At 32.5% G+C, this 18,964-nt stretch carries 19 protein-coding genes; 2 read left to right on the top strand and 17 right to left on the bottom strand.

Annotated elements, in window-relative coordinates:
* Positions 1-8 precede the first annotated feature (8 nt).
* Both ACYX4H_RS07240 and ACYX4H_RS07235 read left to right on the top strand, forming a co-directional pair.
* Positions 9-2,120 carry a thioredoxin domain-containing protein gene (locus ACYX4H_RS07240; RefSeq protein ID WP_476238529.1) on the top strand — a complete coding sequence of 704 codons (2,112 nt, stop codon included), beginning with the start codon at positions 9-11 and terminating at the stop codon, positions 2,118-2,120.
* Between the two features lie 143 nt (positions 2,121-2,263).
* Positions 2,264-3,076 carry a mechanosensitive ion channel family protein gene (locus ACYX4H_RS07235; RefSeq protein ID WP_476238528.1) on the top strand — a complete coding sequence of 271 codons (813 nt, stop codon included), beginning with the start codon at positions 2,264-2,266 and terminating at the stop codon, positions 3,074-3,076.
* 56 nt (positions 3,077-3,132) lie between these two features.
* Here ACYX4H_RS07235 and tsaB read toward each other — a convergent pair whose 3' ends face one another.
* The 17 genes from tsaB to ACYX4H_RS07150 form a co-directional block, all read right to left on the bottom strand.
* Positions 3,133-3,804 carry a tRNA (adenosine(37)-N6)-threonylcarbamoyltransferase complex dimerization subunit type 1 TsaB gene (gene tsaB, locus ACYX4H_RS07230; protein ID WP_476238527.1) on the bottom strand — a complete coding sequence of 224 codons (672 nt, stop codon included), beginning with the start codon at positions 3,802-3,804 and terminating at the stop codon, positions 3,133-3,135.
* An 8-nt stretch (positions 3,805-3,812) separates the two neighbouring features.
* Positions 3,813-5,159, bottom strand: a complete 1,347-nt coding sequence (locus ACYX4H_RS07225) for a TolC family protein (protein ID WP_476238526.1) — start codon at positions 5,157-5,159, stop codon at positions 3,813-3,815.
* Positions 5,143-6,276, bottom strand: a complete 1,134-nt coding sequence (locus ACYX4H_RS07220; RefSeq protein WP_476238525.1) for an efflux RND transporter periplasmic adaptor subunit — start codon at positions 6,274-6,276, stop codon at positions 5,143-5,145. Before ACYX4H_RS07220 ends, ACYX4H_RS07225 begins: the two co-directional genes overlap by 17 nt.
* 12 nt (positions 6,277-6,288) lie before the next feature.
* Entirely contained in the window at positions 6,289-7,533 is a 1,245-nt protein-coding gene (locus ACYX4H_RS07215; protein WP_476238524.1) for an ABC transporter permease, read from the bottom strand.
* A 1-nt stretch (position 7,534) separates the two neighbouring features.
* The gene (locus tag ACYX4H_RS07210; RefSeq protein ID WP_476238523.1) at positions 7,535-8,764 is read right to left on the bottom strand and encodes an ABC transporter permease; all 1,230 of its coding nucleotides are present in this window, start codon (positions 8,762-8,764) and stop codon (positions 7,535-7,537) included.
* Positions 8,757-9,458 carry an ABC transporter ATP-binding protein gene (locus ACYX4H_RS07205; protein ID WP_475294711.1) on the bottom strand — a complete coding sequence of 234 codons (702 nt, stop codon included), beginning with the start codon at positions 9,456-9,458 and terminating at the stop codon, positions 8,757-8,759. Before ACYX4H_RS07205 ends, ACYX4H_RS07210 begins: the two co-directional genes overlap by 8 nt.
* 89 nt (positions 9,459-9,547) lie before the next feature.
* Entirely contained in the window at positions 9,548-9,766 is a 219-nt protein-coding gene (locus tag ACYX4H_RS07200) for a hypothetical protein (RefSeq protein WP_476238522.1), read from the bottom strand.
* An 11-nt stretch (positions 9,767-9,777) separates the two neighbouring features.
* Positions 9,778-10,305 (bottom strand): DUF420 domain-containing protein, encoded by a 528-nt coding sequence (locus ACYX4H_RS07195; RefSeq protein WP_475294713.1) that lies wholly within the window; start codon positions 10,303-10,305, stop codon positions 9,778-9,780.
* Between the two features lie 31 nt (positions 10,306-10,336).
* On the bottom strand, positions 10,337-11,083 hold the full coding sequence (locus tag ACYX4H_RS07190) for an SCO family protein (protein ID WP_476238521.1): 747 nt from the start codon (positions 11,081-11,083) through the stop codon (positions 10,337-10,339).
* Positions 11,084-11,086: 3 nt separating this feature from the next.
* Complete coding sequence (locus tag ACYX4H_RS07185; RefSeq protein ID WP_476238520.1) at positions 11,087-11,803, bottom strand: hypothetical protein; 717 nt, start codon at positions 11,801-11,803, stop codon at positions 11,087-11,089.
* A 140-nt stretch (positions 11,804-11,943) separates the two neighbouring features.
* Complete coding sequence (locus ACYX4H_RS07180; protein ID WP_475294716.1) at positions 11,944-12,324, bottom strand: cytochrome C oxidase subunit IV family protein; 381 nt, start codon at positions 12,322-12,324, stop codon at positions 11,944-11,946.
* 52 nt (positions 12,325-12,376) lie between these two features.
* Entirely contained in the window at positions 12,377-13,360 is a 984-nt protein-coding gene (locus tag ACYX4H_RS07175) for a cytochrome c oxidase subunit 3 (protein ID WP_476238519.1), read from the bottom strand.
* Between the two features lie 148 nt (positions 13,361-13,508).
* Positions 13,509-14,090 (bottom strand): cytochrome c oxidase subunit 3, encoded by a 582-nt coding sequence (locus tag ACYX4H_RS07170; RefSeq protein WP_476238518.1) that lies wholly within the window; start codon positions 14,088-14,090, stop codon positions 13,509-13,511.
* Between the two features lie 6 nt (positions 14,091-14,096).
* Entirely contained in the window at positions 14,097-14,921 is an 825-nt protein-coding gene (cyoE, locus tag ACYX4H_RS07165; RefSeq protein WP_476238640.1) for a heme o synthase, read from the bottom strand.
* Between the two features lie 159 nt (positions 14,922-15,080).
* Positions 15,081-17,177: a gliding motility protein RemB gene (locus tag ACYX4H_RS07160; protein ID WP_476238517.1), complete on the bottom strand. Its 2,097-nt coding sequence runs from the start codon at positions 17,175-17,177 to the stop codon at positions 15,081-15,083.
* A gap of 127 nt (positions 17,178-17,304) precedes the next feature.
* Complete coding sequence (locus ACYX4H_RS07155; protein ID WP_476238516.1) at positions 17,305-18,096, bottom strand: energy transducer TonB; 792 nt, start codon at positions 18,094-18,096, stop codon at positions 17,305-17,307.
* Between the two features lie 143 nt (positions 18,097-18,239).
* Entirely contained in the window at positions 18,240-18,959 is a 720-nt protein-coding gene (locus tag ACYX4H_RS07150; RefSeq protein ID WP_476238515.1) for an energy transducer TonB, read from the bottom strand.
* Positions 18,960-18,964: the final 5 nt, after the last annotated feature.

Here is an 18,964-nt window from a genome sequence, read left to right as displayed (position 1 = left end):
TTGAAACTATGCGAAACCTAATATTAATAACCTCTCTACTTTGTATGGCCTTTTGGGGTTGCAAAAACAAAACGTCTGATGCAATGACACATAAATTCACAAATAGCCTTATTAACGAAACAAGCCCTTATTTACTACAACACGCACATAATCCAGTAAATTGGGAAGCCTGGAATGAGACAACTTTAGAAAAAGCTAAAACCGAAGAAAAACTTATGCTAATTAGCGTAGGATATTCAGCTTGCCATTGGTGCCACGTTATGGAACACGAAAGTTTTGAAGATAGTTTGGTTGCTGCTGTAATGAATAAAAATTTTGTAAACATAAAGGTTGATAGAGAAGAAAGACCCGATGTAGACCAAGCATACATGAATGCTGTACAACTTATGACTGGTAGTGGCGGTTGGCCTTTAAACGTTGTGGCTTTACCCGATGGAAGACCTGTTTGGGGTGGCACATATTTCCCCAAAGAACAATGGATAAGTATTTTAGAACAAATTACTAAATTATACCAAAACAACCCTGAAAAACTACAGCAACAAGCCGATAATGTTACCAAAGGCATAAAAAGTCTTGACATGGTTGCTCTTAATACAGATGCTCCAACTTTTGAAACTGCTTTTATTGAAAATGCTGTAAATACTTGGTCTCAACAATTTGACCATGAACTTGGAGGCCTTAACAGAGCACCTAAATTCATGATGCCTAATAACTATCATTTTTTATTGCGTTATGCCCACCAAACCAATAATACTAAGCTTTTAAACTACGTAAATCTTACGCTTACTAAAATGGCGCATGGTGGTGTTTTTGATCAAGTTGGCGGTGGTTTTTCTCGCTATTCTGTAGATACCAAATGGCACGTGCCACATTTTGAAAAAATGCTTTATGATAATGGCCAGCTTGTAAGCTTGTATGCCGATGCTTATTTACTCACAAAAAACAACCTATACAAACAAACAGTTGAAGAAACGCTTACTTTTATAGAGCGTGAAATGACAACCAATGAGGGTGCTTTTTATTCTTCTTTAGATGCCGATAGCAACAACACTGATGGCAAACTTGAAGAAGGTGCTTTTTATGTATGGAATAAAGCCGAACTACAACAAATTTTGGCTGATGATTTTGAATTGTTTTCAGATTACTTCAATATTAATGATTACGGACTTTGGGAACATGGAAATTATGTATTAATTAGAAAAGATGATGATGTTGACATTATTAAAAAGCATAACATTTCAAAAGAAAACCTCAACACAAAAGTTAATTCGTGGAAATCTATTCTTTTAAAAACCCGTAACAAACGCCCAAAACCGAGGTTAGACGATAAAACTTTAACCTCATGGAACGGACTTATGCTAAAAGGTTATATTGATGCCTACCGCGTTTTTCAAAACCCCAAATATTTAGAAACAGCCTTGAAAAACGCTAATTTTATTAGTAATAACATGATGAAGCCTGATGGTGGTTTATTTCATACTTACAAAGAAGGTAAAAGCAAAATAAATGGCTATTTAGAAGATTACGTAACTGTTATTGATGCTTTTATTGCGCTTTATGAAAACACCTTAGACGCAAAATGGCTTAATACTGCAAGAAATTTAACCAATTATACGTTTGATCACTTTTTTGATGAAACTAGCAATATGTTCTTTTTTACATCAAATGAAGATGCCTCACTTGTTTCAAGAAGTATTGAGTACAGAGACAATGTTATACCCGGAAGCAACTCTATAATGGCAAAAAACTTATTCAAACTTGGCCATTATTTTGATAATGAACATTTTAACAAAACAGCAATTACTATGCTTAACAATGTTAAACCCGAAATACAAGATTATGCTTCAGGGTATTCAAATTGGTTAGACCTAATGCTAAATTACACCAATCCATACTACGAAGTTGCTATTGTAGGCACAAATGCACAACAAAAAATTGCTGCATTAAACCAAACATATTTGCCCAATAAATTAATTGCAGGTAGTACTACCGAAAGTAATATGCCACTACTTTTAAACCGTTACAACCCAAACGAAACACTCATTTATGTATGTGTTAACAAAGCTTGTAAATTACCAGTAAGCGCTGTTGAAAAAGCTATTGAGTTTATTAAAGAATGACCTTTTAAGCGTGACAATTTAAAATATTGCGTGTCTTAATTTACAATGAAGCTGAACACTTCATTTAACAATATTTTCACGTTGTAAAATGAAAAAAACGTACAATAGTTATTAATTTTAAACACTAACAAAAACATCAAATTATGAATTTTGAAAACATTGACACCGAAAAATGGATAAATCTAGCTGCCGAATATGGCCTTAAAGTAATTGCTGCCATTGTTATCTGGATTGTGGGTTCGTGGGTAATTAAAAAACTCTTAAACACCACAAAAAAAGTAATGGCCAAAAGCAATTACGAAGAAAGCCTTCAAAAGTTTTTATTAAACTTACTTGGTTGGGTTTTAAAAATATTACTAATTCTAGCAATACTTGCAAAACTTGGTGTTGAAACCACATCATTTGCTGCCATTTTAGCTGCTGCAGGTTTAGCTGTTGGTATGGCTTTACAAGGTTCATTAGGAAATTTTGCTGGTGGCGTTTTAATCATGATATTTAAACCTATACGCATTGGAGATTTAATTGAAGCCCAAGGTGAAATTGGTGTTGTTAAAGAAATTGAAATTTTTACAACTAAATTAACAGGCTTATCAAACCGTGAAATAATTATACCTAACGGTTCGTTATCAAATGGAAATATTATTAACTATTCTACTGAAGGTACACGACGTGTAGATTTAGTTTTTGGTGTAAGTTATGATGCCGACATTAAGCAAACTAAAGAGGTTTTAATGAATGTGTTAACATCACACCCAAAAGTATTAAAAGATCCGGCACCTGCTGTAACTGTTTTGGAATTAGCCGATAGCTCAGTTAATTTTGCAGTAAGACCTTGGTGTAAAACAGAACATTATTGGGATGTTTATTTTGATGTAACCGAACAAACTAAAGAAGCGCTTGATGCTGCTGGTATTGAAATTCCTTACCCACATTCAGTTGAAATACACAAAGAGTAATTTTTATAATATACTCCAAACAAAAAAAAGACCTGAAAAATTCAGGTCTTTTTTTGTTACTGTTTAGGCTTAATAGCTACAAAATCTTTTAAATAATATGGTTCAAAATAAGCGACATCTTCAGTGTTGCTTATTTTATATTTATTATAAGCTAATACACCCATTTCATTTGCCGATGGTAATTTACCCTCAATAAAAATGGCATTTGGGTGGTTTATCAGTTCTTTAGTTTTTGCAACACCATCTCCAATAAAATGTACTTTTCCTTCATTTAAATAATCAAAAAAAGAAGTTTCATCTAAAACTTGAGCTTGTGTATCTCTAATTTGTTTGTAATTAGCATTAAAAATTGCCGAATAAACCTCTAACCTTCTAGCATCTAACATAGCAACAATTACGCCCTTTTCAATATTAACTTGTTGTGCTAAAGCAGATAATGTTGGCACTGAAATTAACGGTTTATCTAAGGCAAATGCTAAACCTTTAGCTGCAGAAACCCCTATTCTTAAACCCGTATAAGAACCTGGTCCTTTGCTAACGGCTATGGCATCTAAATCTGTTTTTTTAATATTAGCTTCTTTTAAAGCTTCATCAATAAATACATGTAATTTTTCGGCGTGAGAATACCCGTTTCTACTATCTTCTTTTAACGCAATGGTTTTGCCTTCTTTTGAAACAGATACCGAACAATTGGTTGTTGCTGTTTCTATATTAAGTATTAATGCCAATTTTCTTCTTAATTTATTAATGTTTTACCCATGTAAAAATCTAAAATTTTTGTTTTAAAAACAAAATCGTATTTCGCATTTATTAAAGAAGATTGTGCGTTAATATAACGTACTCTAGATTGTTCTAACTCAAAAACATTCATAACCCCAATATTATAGCGCTCTTGAGCATTATTAAAGGCTAATTTTTGCGATTCTAATGATTTTTTACTGGCTTGGTACGTTTTAAAAGCTGCTTGGGCATCTGTAAAAGCACGTTGTATATTAGCTTCTAAATCTATTTTAGCTTGCTGTAAATTTAATTTTGAATTTTCTTCTTGAATTTCAGATTTAGCAACCGATGTTTTGTTTTGATATCTTGAAAAAATAGGCACATTTAAGCTTAAAGAGAACCGATGGGATTTCTGATCATTTAATTGTCTGAAAAACGACGCTTCATTTTCTAATAGGTTTGAAAAAAAAGCATTTGAACCAAAGCCATAATTAAAACTTAATGTTGGATAATAACCAGATTTTGAAATTTCTGTACCTAAAGTGGCATTTTCAACGCGCTTTTCGGCTGCTTTTATTTCATTTCTATTCTCTAGTGCGTATGCTAAAATTGGTTTAATATCACTATACAACAAGGCTTCAGACGGTGTATCAATTTCTAATAATTCAACATTAAAACCATCAAAAGGTAACTGTAGTAATTGTGATAATGTTAGTAATGCTAGGGTGTAATTATTTTCGGCTACCGTAACATTCTGCGCATCATTGGCTAAAGTAGCCTCGGAATCATAAATGTTAACTCTTGGTTGTACGCCGGCATCAACCAATTCTTTTACTTGCTCTAATTGTTTTTTTGAAAATTCATACTGTGCCTTAGCGGCTTCTAAATTTTCAATATTAAATAATACATTTAAATACGAATTAACAACGTTTAATGATATGTCGTCTTTAATTCTATCTAATTCAATTTTACTAGTTTCTAAGTTTAATTTAGATTGTTTGTAAAGATTTGTTAATCTAAAACCATTAAATATTGTTTGGTTAGCACCTAAACCTATGCTTGTACTATTATCTGTTCTATCAACAAATTGCCCAGGAAATAATTCTCTATTACCTAAACTTAAATTCTGATTTATGTTTGCACTAACCGATGGTAAAAACTGCCCTTTTGCAGCAATTACATCTTGCTCACCAGTCAACAAACTGTTTTCGCTTTGTTTTATGGTAATGTTATTTTCTAAAGCATGATTTACACATTCTTGTAATGTCCATTTTTTTTGCTGCGCGAATGTTTGCGTTACAAACACACAAAATAACGCTATGAAAAGTTGTTTTTTCATTGATGTGTTAGTCTTTGTCTTCATCTTCACCTTCCTTTTTATTGTCTTCTTCAGATGCTTTGTTCCAAACCTTTATTTTATCTCCTTCTTCAACACCTTCAATAATTTCAATATTTATACCATCAGAAATACCAGTTTTTACGGTTTTCTTTTTAAAAGCTCCATCTTCTTGCTGAATTTCAACAAATGGTTTATCGGTAATTCTGTTGTACTGTAATAAAGCTTCCTTAATTGCCAAAACACTATCTTTTCCTTCAATATCAATTTCAGCATTGGCACTGTAACCTGCCCTTACATTAGTTGTTTCATCTATTTTAACATTGGCTTTAATTGTAAACTGTACGGCACCGTTTTCTTCTTTTCCTTTTGGAGCTACAAAGGTTAAGGTTGCCGGAAATTCTTTATCATCAATAGCGCCAAGTACCACACTAATTTGTTTACCTTCTTCTAGTTTACCAACTTCAGACTCATCTACTTTTCCTTCAAAAATCATATTGCTCATATCTGCAATGGTTGCAATGGTTGTACCTGCGTTAAAATTGTTACTTTGTATAACTTGATCACCTTCTCGTACAGGAATTTCTAAAATTGTACCCGATATTTGGGCTATAATGTTTGTATTAGCAGAACCGCCACCAGATATTGACCCGCGTTTTATAATTTGATAATCATTTTGTGCTTGAGCTAAGGCTTCTTTTGCTTGGTTGTATGACAGCTCACTATCTTCAAAATTTTGTACTGAAATTACGCCTTTATCAAATAGTTTTTTATCTCTTGAATATCTTGTTGAAGTATTTTCAAATGATAATTTTGCTGTTGCAATTCTACTTTTTGCGTTTGCTAAACTTTGCTCATTTGGCACCACTCTAATTTTTGCAATTAGCTCTCCTTTTTTTACAACATCACCTTCTTCAACAATTATCTGGTCTACAATACCCGAAATTTGTGGTTTTAATTCAATTTCTTCCTCTGGGTTTAATTTACCTGTTGCAACCGCTTTTGTATTAATTGCTGTGTGAAATGGCTCTTGCACTTTAAACTCTTCAATAGATTTAGAGTTGGCGCTTACAAAATACTTTAACACAAATGCCAGTAGCACAATGGCTACTAAAACTAAAATAAGTTTTACTGTTTTATTCATTTTTTTGATTGTTTATTCTTCTCTTAATGCTTCTATTGGTTTAACACTTGTAGCTTTAAATGCTGGTATTAACCCTATTAATGTACCTAATATTACTAATATAAATAATGCTATAAAAACTACTAAAATAGATACTGATGCGTTTACTAATGTGGCATCATCACCTTGACCAAAAAGGGAATCTAAAAGTATTAATATCCACCCGCCGGTTATAATACCCAAAATACCCGCAACTAATGTTAAAAAAACGGCTTCAACAACAATTTGCCTTTTAATTTCAAAAGGTGTTGCTCCTAAAGCGCGCCTAATACCAATTTCTTTGGTACGCTCTCTAACTGTTATTAGTAGTATATTTCCTATAGCAAAAACACCCGCTATTAATGTTGCAATGCCTACAAACCATGTTAAAAACTGCATGCCAGTTAAAAACCCGGTAACTTTACCAAACTCTTTACCTGCGTTTGCACTACCAAAGGCACGTTTATCATCTGGGTGAATGTTGTTTAAGTTTTTTAACAACAGTTTACTGTCTTGTTCAATTTGAACAATATCATAGTTTGGTTTTCCAGTAATCATTACCCAACCTATTTTATCACCTTGATTGAATATTTGCTGAAATGTGGTAAACGGTATGTGCATATCTATTGGTGGCCCCATATTTACATTTGATAGTTTATGCACACCAATAACTTTAAAATTTATGTTGTTTACTAAAATGTATTGCCCAACAGCTTGTTCTTTCTTTTCAAAAAGTTGTTTGTAAATATCTTCGGAAATAACGGTTACTTTACGTTTATTATCTATATCATTTTGATTGATAAAACGCCCGTTTAACAAGCGTTTTTTTTCAACCACATCAAGCAACGGATAATCGCCTGCAACCCTGAAGTTACCCGATTGAAATTTACGTGTTACACTGGTTTGCCTTAAGTTTCGTGGTACTACAAACTCAATACCTTCAATGTTTTCTTCAACCTTTTTAGTATCTGTTAATGACAGTTGAACGCGTCTTCCTTCTTGAAAACCTTTAAACGGTATGCCAGTACTTTGCCCCCAAATAAACACACTGTTTGTTGCAAAATCTCCAAAGAGCCTATTAAACTTATTCTCTAAACCTCTGGCAGAGCCTAGTAGCCCAATAAGTAACAAAATACCCCACCAAACACCAACCATGGTGAGTATAGAGCGTAGTTTGTTTTTGCTAAAACTATCAAAAACTTCTTGCCAAGTATCTCTATCAAATAAAAACTTAAACATATTAATCGTTTCTTAAGGCAACTATGGGTTTAATTTTTGATGCTTTTTTTGCCGGAAAATACCCTGCCAAGGCACCTGCAAAAATTAAGGTTAGTGTTGCGCCAATTACTAAGCCACTGCTAACACTAGGGTTTTTAATAAAGTAAGTTTCTAAGTAAGGCGCTGCTAACTCTAAAACTCCCATACCAATTAACAACCCAAAATAGCCTGCAATGGCGGTAATTAAAATAGATTCTATTAAAATAATAGATATTATAGATTTTGGCGAAGCACCCAACGCTTTTCTAATACCTATTTCTTTTGTGCGCTCTTTAACAATAAATATCATAATATTACTAACACCTACAACACCCGCTATTAAAGTACCAAAACCAATTACTAATATTATAAAACCTAGGCCTACCATCATTTGGTTTACGGCTTTGGTACCTTCGGCTAGATTGAAAAGCCTTATGGCACGCTGATCGTTTTCGGCAACACTAAATTTTTCTTTTAAAGATTTTGTAATGGAGTTTCCAAAATTAATGGCAGCATCATAGCTTAGCTTTGGGTTATAGGTAAGGTGCATCATATCAACAAAATCATTATTACCATACACAAATTGTGCTGTGGTTAAAGGCATATAAATTACGCTTTCTTCGTTATCACCTTCATCATCTGTAAAAACACCAACTATTTTATAGGGTATTCCGCTTAAATCTATATATTTTCCAATGGGGTCTTCTTTTATAAAAAGCTCTTCTTCAACTACTTTTCCTATTACAACTACTTTTGTTTTTTCATCTAAATCATGCTGGTTGATGTAACGCCCAGACTTAATTTTATTGTTTTCAATAAACATATATTCTGGATGAATGGCTCTAAGCTCATAATTGTTTCTTTCGCCTTTGTATGAAGCGCTTGCATTTCTATTTACTTTTGATGTGATGTACTGTACTTTATCTCCATATTCTTCTAAAAGCAAATTATAATCTTCATCTTTAAACTGAATGCGCCTACCTGCTTGTAAGCCTTTGTGTGCTTTGGTTGTTCTGCCAGGAAAAATCATAATAGCGTTTCTGGCATCAGAGCCAAACGCTTCTTTAAAGGTGTTTTGCAAACCGTTGGCAATACCAAATAATATGGCAAAAAGTAAAATAGCAAAAGCTATTGTAAACCCTGAAAGTAAACTACGGGTTCTGTTTTTGTTAATACTTTGAAATATTTCTCTCCAAAGGTCTAAATCAAACATATTGGCTAGCTCTAACTTGGGTTACTGGTTTATCTTCCATAATTACACCATCTTTAAGCCTAACAATACGTTTACACATGCTTGCAATATCTTCTTCATGTGTTACCATTAAAATGGTTTTTCCTTCGTCATTTAACTGTTGGATAAACTCCATAATTTCATGCGATGTTTTAGTATCTAAAGCACCTGTAGGCTCATCGGCCAATAATAATTTAGGGTTTGCCGCTAAAGCTCGTGCTATGGCTACACGTTGTTTCTGGCCTCCAGAGAGTTCTTTTGGCAAATGGTGCGCCCAATCTGCAAGTCCTACTTTTTCTAAATGAAATAGTGCTTTTTCTTGGCGCTGTTTACGTTTCATACCTTGGTAATAAAGTGGTAAAGCCACATTTTCTAAGGCATTTTTATAATTTATAAGGTTGAATGATTGAAAAATAAAACCTAAAAACTTATTACGATAAACGGCTGCTTTTTTTTCGGTAAGATTTTTAATAGGAAGCTCATCTAGAATATATTCTCCTGAATCTGCTTCGTCTAGCATACCAATAATGTTTAAAAGTGTAGATTTACCAGAACCCGAAGACCCCATAATTGCTACCATTTCGCCTTCATTTACTGAAAGATTTATACCTTTTAGAACATGTAAACTAGAGTCTCCTATAGGATAGGATTTATGCAAGTTTTTAATTTCTAACATTTCTTGATTGGTTACAGTGTTATTTTGCACTTATAAATTAGACTACTAACGCAAAGAAATGTTACAAAAATCGTGCTAAAAAGTTTTTATTATTTTTTTAACGTTCTGAATTTCTTATAAATAATAAAAATAATACCACCAACTAACAAATATGGTATTGCCATTAGGTATACAATACCATCATTTATACCTTCGGCTACGGTTTTGGTTTCTTCACTCTCTAAAACCGCTCTACACATAGCACATTGTGCATTGCTCTTTATAAAAAAGAGTAAGAATGTTATATATAAAATAGTAGTGCGCTTCATTTACTTAATTATTAATAGTAAGGCGAAATCATAATGTAAACAACCACACCTGTTATGGCAACATATAACCACAGTGGAAAGGTTATTTTAGCTATTTTTTTATGTTTTTCAATATTGTTTGTAATGGCTCTAACATAGGTAATTAAAACAAAAGGAATTACAGCAACAGACATTATTATATGCGTTATTAAAATAAAATAATACATATATTTAATTACACCTTGGCCTCCAAATTTGGTAGAATCACTGGTTATGTGATACACTATATACATTAATAAAAAAAGCACAGAAAGCCCAAGAGCTACTTTTATTAAGCGTTCATGCAGTTTAACTTTTTTATTTTGAATAGCAATAAATGCCAACACTAATATTAATGCTGTAGCTGCATTTATACAAGCATAAATTGGTGGTAAAAATATTGGTAATTCTGTTGGGATTTTTATACCAAAAAGTGCTGCAACAGCTAACGGAATTACAATTGATAGAATTACTATTAATTTGTTGTATTTTTTTTCGTTTAACACCTCTTTATTGCTCATACTCATCTGGTTTTCAATTAAAATACAAAACTTATTCGTTTAGTAGTTTTTTTATGTCTTCTTTTAATATACTTATTTGCTCTTTTTGGCCATCATCATTTACCTGTTCTTTTTCAGTAACTATACCATTGTAGTAAATAATAGGATTTCCAAACGCATCTTTTCTAGAGCGTATAAATCCGTTTTTATCAATTAATGCAAAGTTTCCTGAGTGCTCAAAACCTCCTTCAACTGCAGCGTTTTCGGCAGCATAAATATAAAAACCGTCATTAGCCAACTTATAAATGGCTTCTTTCTCTCCTGTTAGCAAATGCCAATTAGGGTTTGTTATGCCATAAGTTGTAGCGTAATTTTTTAACACAGAAACGGTATCGTGCTCTGGATTTATTGTGAATGATGCTACGCCAAAGTTTTCAAAATTTTCAAACTCGTTTTGAACTTCAACTAAATTGGTATTCATAATAGGGCAAATTGTTGGGCATGTGGTAAAGAAAAACTCAATAACATATACTTTTCCTAAATAATCTTTATTGGTAATGGTTTTACCATTGTGGTTAGTAAAACTAAAATCTGGCACACGCCTGTTACCGTTTTCACCTTGAATAAAAACCAAATCTGTGGCTTGTTTTCCTTTTTCATCAGCATAATCGCTGCGGCTTTCATGCCTTGTAATATCACCTTGGTTAATTCTATCAACAATTCTTGGTACGAATATGATACCAAAAACTAAAATAATAAATGCTATACCTATGTATGAATAATTCGTTTTTTTACTCATGTTTTAATTGTTAGCCGCTTTTAAATCGTTTGCTCTTCTAATGGTAGAATTAAATTCTCCTTTTCGTTTTTGCCTGTATTCAGTAAATAAAATACGAACGTCTTCGCTCATTTTATTTTTTATGGTTGCTACTTCAATACAGTTATAACTGTATAATCCGAAAATGGGTGTGTTTTTATTTTTTTGGTTGTCTTCTCTATCATCAATTCTACCGCGTTGGTTTAATTCTTTATCAATAATAAATACATTTTCGGTAGATAAATCATTTGCTAAAGATTCTTCGCTTTTTAAACTTGAATAAAGTTTATTTATGTTTTTGGTTGTACCGAATATAAAATGCCAAAATTTTAAATCTTCATATTGGCTTATTTCGTTTTTAAGTTGTTTTGCTTGTTGTTCAGTTCCGTTTGGTAACACTATTACTATTTGGAATTTTTTGAAGCCTTTAAACTTATCATACACTAATTCTTTTAAGTTTGAAGCTGTGGTGGTTTTAAGCATTGGGTTGTTACCTAAAAAACCTAACACCGTAATATTATCTTTAAGTGTTATTGGCTCTTGAGTAGCTGATGAAAAATTACTTATTTCAATAACATCTTCGTTTATAATATCTAGCGGATTATAATTATGCGTTGCCGGATACAGTAATAATAAAAAGGTTACTGGAAGAAAAAATAAAACACCCAAAATTGTGTATCTACCTACTTTTTTTAAATTCATTGCCTATTTTTTTGGGTTGAATATTTAATTATGCAAAAATAAAAAAGGTGGTTATTATAACCACCTTTTATTATATATTTTAACATTTAGCATTCAAAACTTTGCTATTTAGCTATTGTTTGAATGCTAAAAATTCACTTTTAAAAATCTCTTTTTATAAAACCTTCGTCATATACTTTAAATACATAACCACCTTCTTGTAATAAAATGAAGGTTAAGTAAAGTATTAAGAATACACCTGTCCATACTATAACGCGTCTTAAACCTTTGGTTTCATCGCGTAAGTGCATAAAATCCCAAGCAATGTAATAGGCTTTTACTATGGTTAAAATAATGAAAATCCAGTTAAGGCCTTTCATTCCTAAAACGCTACCCATTAATACATCAGGTTTATAAATACCTAATACAACCTCAATTGCTGTTACTAAAGATAAGAATGCTAATACACCCCAAATTTTTTGTGTGTTAGACTTAAATTTCCAAAGTCCTCTAAAAATTTCTAATTTATGTTCGTGTGCCATGTTTATGTTCTTTTTGCCTTTAGCATATTGCTTTTGGCGCCATATTTATTTATTAAACTAGGTAGAAGAATGTAAATACAAATACCCAAACTAAATCTACAAAGTGCCAGTAAAGACCAACCTTTTCAACCATTTCGTAGCTTTTACGTCTTTCATAAGTTCCTAATACTACATTAAAGAAAATGATGATATTAAGTACAACCCCTGAGAATACGTGAAAACCGTGAAAACCTGTAATAAAGAAGAAGAAATCTGCAAATAATGGCGAGCCGTATTCATTTACATGAAGGTTTGCACCTTCAACAACTGCTTTACCGTTTTCTTTAATTTGTTTTATAGATTCTGCTCTTGTTAAAACTGTTTTGTGTCCTTCTTCTGTTAAGGCCTGTGTTCTAACTAAAATATTATCGTGTGACTCTAAACCATGTAATACTTCTTGAACTGTGTATGTTGGCAATGTACCTTCAGAAACAAACCAAAGTCCGTTATCGTTCTTATGTTGTGTTCTTTCAGCATCAGCACTAGCAACTACAAAATCTTTTAAAGCTACTCTGTGCCCTTCAGTATCAACAAACTGTAAAATGTTACCTCCTTTTGTTTGAATAGCACCGTAGTCTCCTTTAATAAATGTAGCCCATTCCCATGCTTGTGATCCTACGAATATTAAACCACCAATAATGGTTAAAAACATGTAAATTGTAACTTTTGCTTTATTTAAATGGTGACCAGCATCAACAGCTAAAACCATTGTTACTGATGACATGATAAGGATAAACGTCATGAAAGCTACATAAATCATGGGGAGCTCTTGCCCGTGCAAAAATGGTACGTGTGTAAACACCTCATCGGCTATTGGCCAAGAATCGATAAATTTAAATCTTGAAAATCCGTAGGCTGCTAAAAAGCCTGAAAAAGTTAATGCATCTGAAACGATGAAAAACCACATCATCATTTTACCGTAACTTGCTTTTAACGGTTCATTACCGCCTCCCCAAGTTTTCCCTTCGGTTTCAACATTTACAACTGTAGTACTCATATGTAATGGTTGTTATTTTATAAAGTTGCACAAAAATAATCAATTATTCTTTTTAATAAAATTAAAGCTTCAAATTTTAAACTATGATAATTATCAGTTTAGTAATTTTTAAGTATCGGTCATTTTTTTTTAAGATTGTACTGCTTTTTTATCCAACAAAATACAGGAACAATAACAGGTAAACCCATAGTATATCAACGAAATGCCAAAATGTTGCTGATAGTTCAAACCCTAACATATTTTCTGGCGTATACTTTTGTTTAAAATGATTATAAATTACAACAATTATACTTATTAAGCCGGCTGCTACGTGTAATATGTGCATTACAGCTATTAAATAAATGTAACTCATGGTTACATTACTTGTTGGCCCAGTAAAGTTGTAACCTAAATTTATAATTTGTTGAAATGCTTTAAATTGAAAAACTACAAATGCTATACCTAAAATAAAGGTTGATAGCAATAAAACAGTTGTTAATGTTTTGTTGTTTTGCTTTAATGCTCTTTTAGCTAACAAAAACGTTATACTGCTAATTATGATTAGTACCGTACTAATTATGAAAGCATTAGGTAACTGAAAATCTTTTAACCAATCTGGCCTAGAGCTGCTTACAATAAAAGCACTTGTCCAGCCCATAAAAGACATTATTAGTGAAATAATACCAAACCAAAGCATCATTTTTTTGGCTCTTTCATTTTTTTGCTTTGCTGTTCCTTGCGTTAAATCCATAAGTTATTATATAAATTTATCAATTACATATATTATTTGAACCAGAGTAATGTACAAAACACTAACCAGCATTAATTGTCTGGCCGCTTTTGAGGTCATTTCTTTAAACAACTTTATGGCAAAATTTAACAGAACTAAACCTGCTAAAAAAACTAAAATAGCGGCTACAATAGAGAGTTGTAACTTGCCAGTAAAGCCAAATACAGGAATAATAGACACAATAATAGTCCAGATTGTGTACATTATTGTTTGTACAGCAGTACCTTTATCTTGCTTACCGGTTGGAAGCATTTTGAATCCTGCCTTTTCATAATCTTCATATAAAAACCAACCTATAGCCCAAAAGTGCGGAAATTGCCAAAAAAACTGTAGCGCAAATAAGGTTCCTGGTTCTATACCAAAATCATTTGTAGCAGCTACCCAACCTAACATAAAAGGTATTGCTCCTGGTATGGCTCCTATAAAAACCGCTATTGGCGTCATGGTTTTTAAAGGCGTATATGCACATGTATATAAAAATATTGAAATAGCACCAAACATGGCTGTTTGCTTATTTATGGTGTACAATATTATTATGCCTAAAAGTGTAAAGATTGATGAAATAACAAATGCTGAAGTAACAGACATTCTACCTGAAGGTATTGGCCTATTTTTGGTACGATTCATTAAAGCATCTAAATCTTTTTCTATAATTTGATTAAAGCCATTTGAGGCTCCCACCATAAAATACCCACCTAAAGCTAATAAAACAAGTGTTTTTATATCAATAGTTTCAACCCCTAACAAATAACCTGCAAGTGATGAAAACACAACGCTTAATGACAAACGCATTTTTGTAATTTCTTTAAAATCTGAAATTACCGAAGGAGTTACAGTTGATGATTTAGACCTTGCCAATGCTTAATTGTTTTGCGAGTGCAAAGATACTCTATAAAAGTGTTTTGGCAATGAGTTTATTACAAAATAAGAAACATATTGGGCAGAACTATGTTAAAAATCGAAATACCAATTAAACAAATCTGTTCTTAAACCCAAATTAAACCAAACGGTATTGTTCTTAAATGTGGTGGTTGTGGTGGCATTAGGGTCAAAATTTCTAATTGTAATGTCTGTAAATAATTTTAAGTTTGAAGCCGGATTAAGTACATAACCTGCTTGTAAATTTCCATAGAAAATATTGGTTTTGATTCCTTGAGTTACTTCAACACCTGTATCAAAAGGCCTATCATTATAATCTCTATAAATATCGGCACCGTAACTAAAATTATCTGTTTCGTTGTTATAATCTAACCCTTGTGAGCCAAAAATAAATTTAGCATCAGCAAACCATCGGTTTAAACGATATCTTCCTATAAGTATTAATTCTGAAAAATTAGCTCCCCATAAATGTGCTATTGGCTGATTATTATGCCCGTAATTTAAAACTATAGTGTTATGCGAATAGGTATAAGGCCTAATGCGGTTATATTCTAATTGTAACATTAAATTATCTACTTTAAAAGCATTGTAATATTTCAAACCAATTTGATAGCCGTACTTATTTTTCCAGCTTTTTTCGCCACCTTTTATATCACTTAGAGAAAATTCATCTAGAATAAACTGACTATATGCATTTATATTATCTGTAAATTTATATTTGGCGGTAGCGCCTAAAAGCGCATTTCCTGCACCTTGACCTGTTTCAAACTCAATAGCTCTGTAAAAAATTATTGGATTTAGGTAGTTTACATCAAAACCTCTATCATTACTATTGGTCCAGAGCACAGATTCAAACAATCCTAAATTGAAACGTTTTGATACATTCCAGCTTAAATAATGATTTGCTACATATTTAGTTAAAAAGGCTTTGTCTTCAACTACTTCATCGCGCACATCTTTCATCCACATAAAAGTATTTGTGTATTTAAGTTTCCAAAACTTAGTATTTAATTTTAAAAATGTGTGTGGGCTAGACACATCACTTTGTAATAAAGAACGGTAACCATCGCCTATAAAGTTTTTACCGTGACCAAACTGAACATTTAGAAAATTTGTAGGCGAATATGATAAGTACGCCTCGGCAACCGGATAATCATAACTGTCCATTTTAAAACGCTTAGCAATACCGCGCCCAGGAATAATGGCAGGATCTGGCCCAAAGGCTTTTAAGCTTTCGGAATATCTATTAACATAATCGGCAAAACGCCCTTGACTTTCAAATACTGACGAATAAAAATTTAACTTTTTACCCAAGCCTCCTTGTACTACAAAACCACGGGTATTGTTATATGTGTTGCCGCCTTCACTATCATTACCAACTTGTAAATCAAAAACAGGATCTATAGTAAACCAATAATTTTTGCCTTGTAATTGCACTAAATGCTCATTCCAAAGTTTTTTACCTACCCATGTTTTAGTATTCTTTTTTAATTTATTTTCTGCTTCTTCAAAATTGTAATATGCCGAAACATCACTATACAAAAATGGTTTAGATGCTGTATGGCTATTTGTTCCAACAACATTCATTGCGCGGTCAAACTTAGCGTAATCACTATGCACAAATTGTACATTTAAAGCACTTTTATAGCGGTTGTTTGTGTATGGTTTTATGGTTTTATTTAACTTATCATACTCTTGCTTTGCCGCTTTTTCTAAAGTAGATATCTCATTAGCATTATCTCTTAAACTTTGAGTACTTTTGGTTTGCTTTACTAACGGAATTTGAATTGGTACTGAATATTGTTTAAATGTTTTACGGCCATTATATGTACCTGGTGTAATTTTTGGTAAACTATTAAAAACACGCTTAGCTTCAGCCTTTAATTCATTATAAGCAGCATCGGTATACATAACCTTAAAAGCACCAGTTGTGTCAACCTCAAAAAGCACTACCACCTTGCCTTTATAATTATCATTTAAAACATTTTGTGGCACTTTAAAATTGTTATAAATGAAGTTTGCAACTTGCGCATCAAAACACTGTTGCAAACTATTAACGCTTACCGTTTCACAATCTGGAAAAATGGGTGGTTTTTCGTTTGAAAAATTATCTTGAGCTAAGCTTTTTAATTGAACTAAAAGCAGGCACAGTACAATGTATTTTGGCATGAAAGCGTAATTTTGTTTTTAGGGTTGAAAGATAGTCATTTTTAAAAACACGGTTTTACATTGAAAATAATAAAAAACCGTTACCACATAACATGATAACGGTTTAATAGTTTTAAAATTATAACTTTTAATTATGTACCTGAAATACAATTGGCAACGTGTACATTACACTTACATTTTTATTTTGTTGTTTCCCCGGTACCATTTCTGGTAAAATACCAATAACACGTTGGGCTTCTTTTTCTAAATCTGGGTGTGTGCCTCGTGTTTTAACATCAATAATACGGCCTGATTTGTCAATTTTAAATTGCGTTTGAATAACTTGTTTTCCGTTTAAGCCCAAACTACTTCCCAGGTCTGTGTTGAATTTTCGTTGAATGAGTTTGTTAATTTTATCAGACATACATTTTTTTCGTTCTAGGTTGTTTTTAGATTTTTCACAACCTGGATATATTGGCACAACCTCAACAAAATCAAAAGGCATTGTAACCTCCTCATCAATTTTATCAACTACCACATCATCAGGGTTTATTGGTGGGTTTTTGTCTTCAATAGGAGCTTCAGGTAAATCCAGAATATCCTTCGCAATTTCAGTATCATCAGGCACTTCTTTAATAATAGAAGCTTTCTTTTTTACTGATTTTTGAATAACAGGCGCTTCAACCTTTGGTTTTACAGGTGTGATTAAGGGAATTTCAATACTGTAAGGGTCATCATTAATGAAATTATCGGCCAACGCAGGTATTTTGGTTTCAAATTTCATTTCAAAGAGGCCATAAGCCATAAGTAAACACACTATCAACCCTACCTGAAAGTATAAGGTTGAGTTTTTTTGTAAATTTGCATCATGCTTGTGCGGTTTTTTCACAGCGTGAGCATTTTGCCGAATGCTGCTGTGAGATTCTTTACGATTTCTCATAATTATAGTTTAAATGTTAATATTATGATAAAATCACAATAAGCATACCAAAAAAGAAAACCCGCTACAATTTGTAGCGGGTTTTTATTTTTAAGCCCAATACGTAATTAAAAACTGTTTAATTACAAATTTGAACTGTATTTTTAATCCTGAACTTGGAAAATAATTGGTAACGAATATGGAACGTTAACCGGCTTACCACGTTGCTTACCTGGTTTCATTTTTGGTAACATACCTATTACACGTTTAGCTTCTTTTTCTAAACCTGGGTGTGGTGCTCTTGCACGAATACCTGTTACAGTACCTGTTTTGTCTATTTTAAATATTACGTTAATACGCTGTCTTCCTGATAAACCAAGATCACTTGCTAACTCTGTATTAAACTTTTTATTTACAAATTGTGATATTTTTTTAGACATGCATGCTCTTTTTTGGTTGTTGCTTCCTTTTTCACAACCTGGAAAAACTGGTACATTTTCAATTACGGCAAATGGTACATCAATATCTTCTTCTACTTCTTCAACCACTACTTCTTCTACTTCAACAATTTCGGTTTCTTGATCAACCTCAGTAGACTCAATTACAGTTTCTTCTACTTCAACTTCGTCTTCAACAATTTCAATTACCTCTGGCGCTGCTGGTGGTGGCGGTGGTGGCGGTGGCGTTTGAATTTGCTCTGTTAATGGAATTTCTTCATCATCTTCAGCTTCCATTTCTACCATTCCAATGTCTATGGCTTCTTTATCATATGTTTTGTAATTAATAGCAAAATTTGTTAAAAACAACATTAATGCTAAACCAATTGCAAAGTATAAAGAGCTGTTGCGTCCTACGTTTGCTTTTGCGTTTTTCTTTTGTTCCATAATTT

This window comes from Seonamhaeicola sp. ABD4_340 (assembly GCF_056312135.1).
This window is presented reverse-complemented; position numbering and strand designations above follow the sequence as displayed.

Bases quoted from the DNA above. Each gene is read 5' to 3' on its own strand.
- ACYX4H_RS07240 (WP_476238529.1), top strand. From the start codon at position 9: ATGCGAAACCTAATATTAATAACCTCTCTACTTTGTATGGCCTTTTGG.
- ACYX4H_RS07235 (WP_476238528.1), top strand. From the start codon at position 2,264: ATGAATTTTGAAAACATTGACACCGAAAAATGGATAAATCTAGCTGCC.
- ACYX4H_RS07225 (WP_476238526.1), bottom strand. From the start codon at position 5,159: ATGAAGACAAAGACTAACACATCAATGAAAAAACAACTTTTCATAGCG.
- ACYX4H_RS07220 (WP_476238525.1), bottom strand. From the start codon at position 6,276: ATGAATAAAACAGTAAAACTTATTTTAGTTTTAGTAGCCATTGTGCTA.
- ACYX4H_RS07215 (WP_476238524.1), bottom strand. From the start codon at position 7,533: ATGTTTAAGTTTTTATTTGATAGAGATACTTGGCAAGAAGTTTTTGAT.
- ACYX4H_RS07210 (WP_476238523.1), bottom strand. From the start codon at position 8,764: ATGTTTGATTTAGACCTTTGGAGAGAAATATTTCAAAGTATTAACAAA.
- ACYX4H_RS07205 (WP_475294711.1), bottom strand. From the start codon at position 9,458: ATGTTAGAAATTAAAAACTTGCATAAATCCTATCCTATAGGAGACTCT.
- ACYX4H_RS07200 (WP_476238522.1), bottom strand. From the start codon at position 9,766: ATGAAGCGCACTACTATTTTATATATAACATTCTTACTCTTTTTTATA.
- ACYX4H_RS07195 (WP_475294713.1), bottom strand. From the start codon at position 10,305: ATGAGCAATAAAGAGGTGTTAAACGAAAAAAAATACAACAAATTAATA.
- ACYX4H_RS07190 (WP_476238521.1), bottom strand. From the start codon at position 11,083: ATGAGTAAAAAAACGAATTATTCATACATAGGTATAGCATTTATTATT.
- ACYX4H_RS07185 (WP_476238520.1), bottom strand. From the start codon at position 11,803: ATGAATTTAAAAAAAGTAGGTAGATACACAATTTTGGGTGTTTTATTT.
- ACYX4H_RS07180 (WP_475294716.1), bottom strand. From the start codon at position 12,324: ATGGCACACGAACATAAATTAGAAATTTTTAGAGGACTTTGGAAATTT.
- ACYX4H_RS07175 (WP_476238519.1), bottom strand. From the start codon at position 13,360: ATGAGTACTACAGTTGTAAATGTTGAAACCGAAGGGAAAACTTGGGGA.
- ACYX4H_RS07170 (WP_476238518.1), bottom strand. From the start codon at position 14,090: ATGGATTTAACGCAAGGAACAGCAAAGCAAAAAAATGAAAGAGCCAAA.
- cyoE (WP_476238640.1), bottom strand. From the start codon at position 14,921: ATGCGTTTGTCATTAAGCGTTGTGTTTTCATCACTTGCAGGTTATTTG.
- ACYX4H_RS07160 (WP_476238517.1), bottom strand. From the start codon at position 17,177: ATGCCAAAATACATTGTACTGTGCCTGCTTTTAGTTCAATTAAAAAGC.
- ACYX4H_RS07155 (WP_476238516.1), bottom strand. From the start codon at position 18,096: ATGAGAAATCGTAAAGAATCTCACAGCAGCATTCGGCAAAATGCTCAC.
- ACYX4H_RS07150 (WP_476238515.1), bottom strand. From the start codon at position 18,959: ATGGAACAAAAGAAAAACGCAAAAGCAAACGTAGGACGCAACAGCTCT.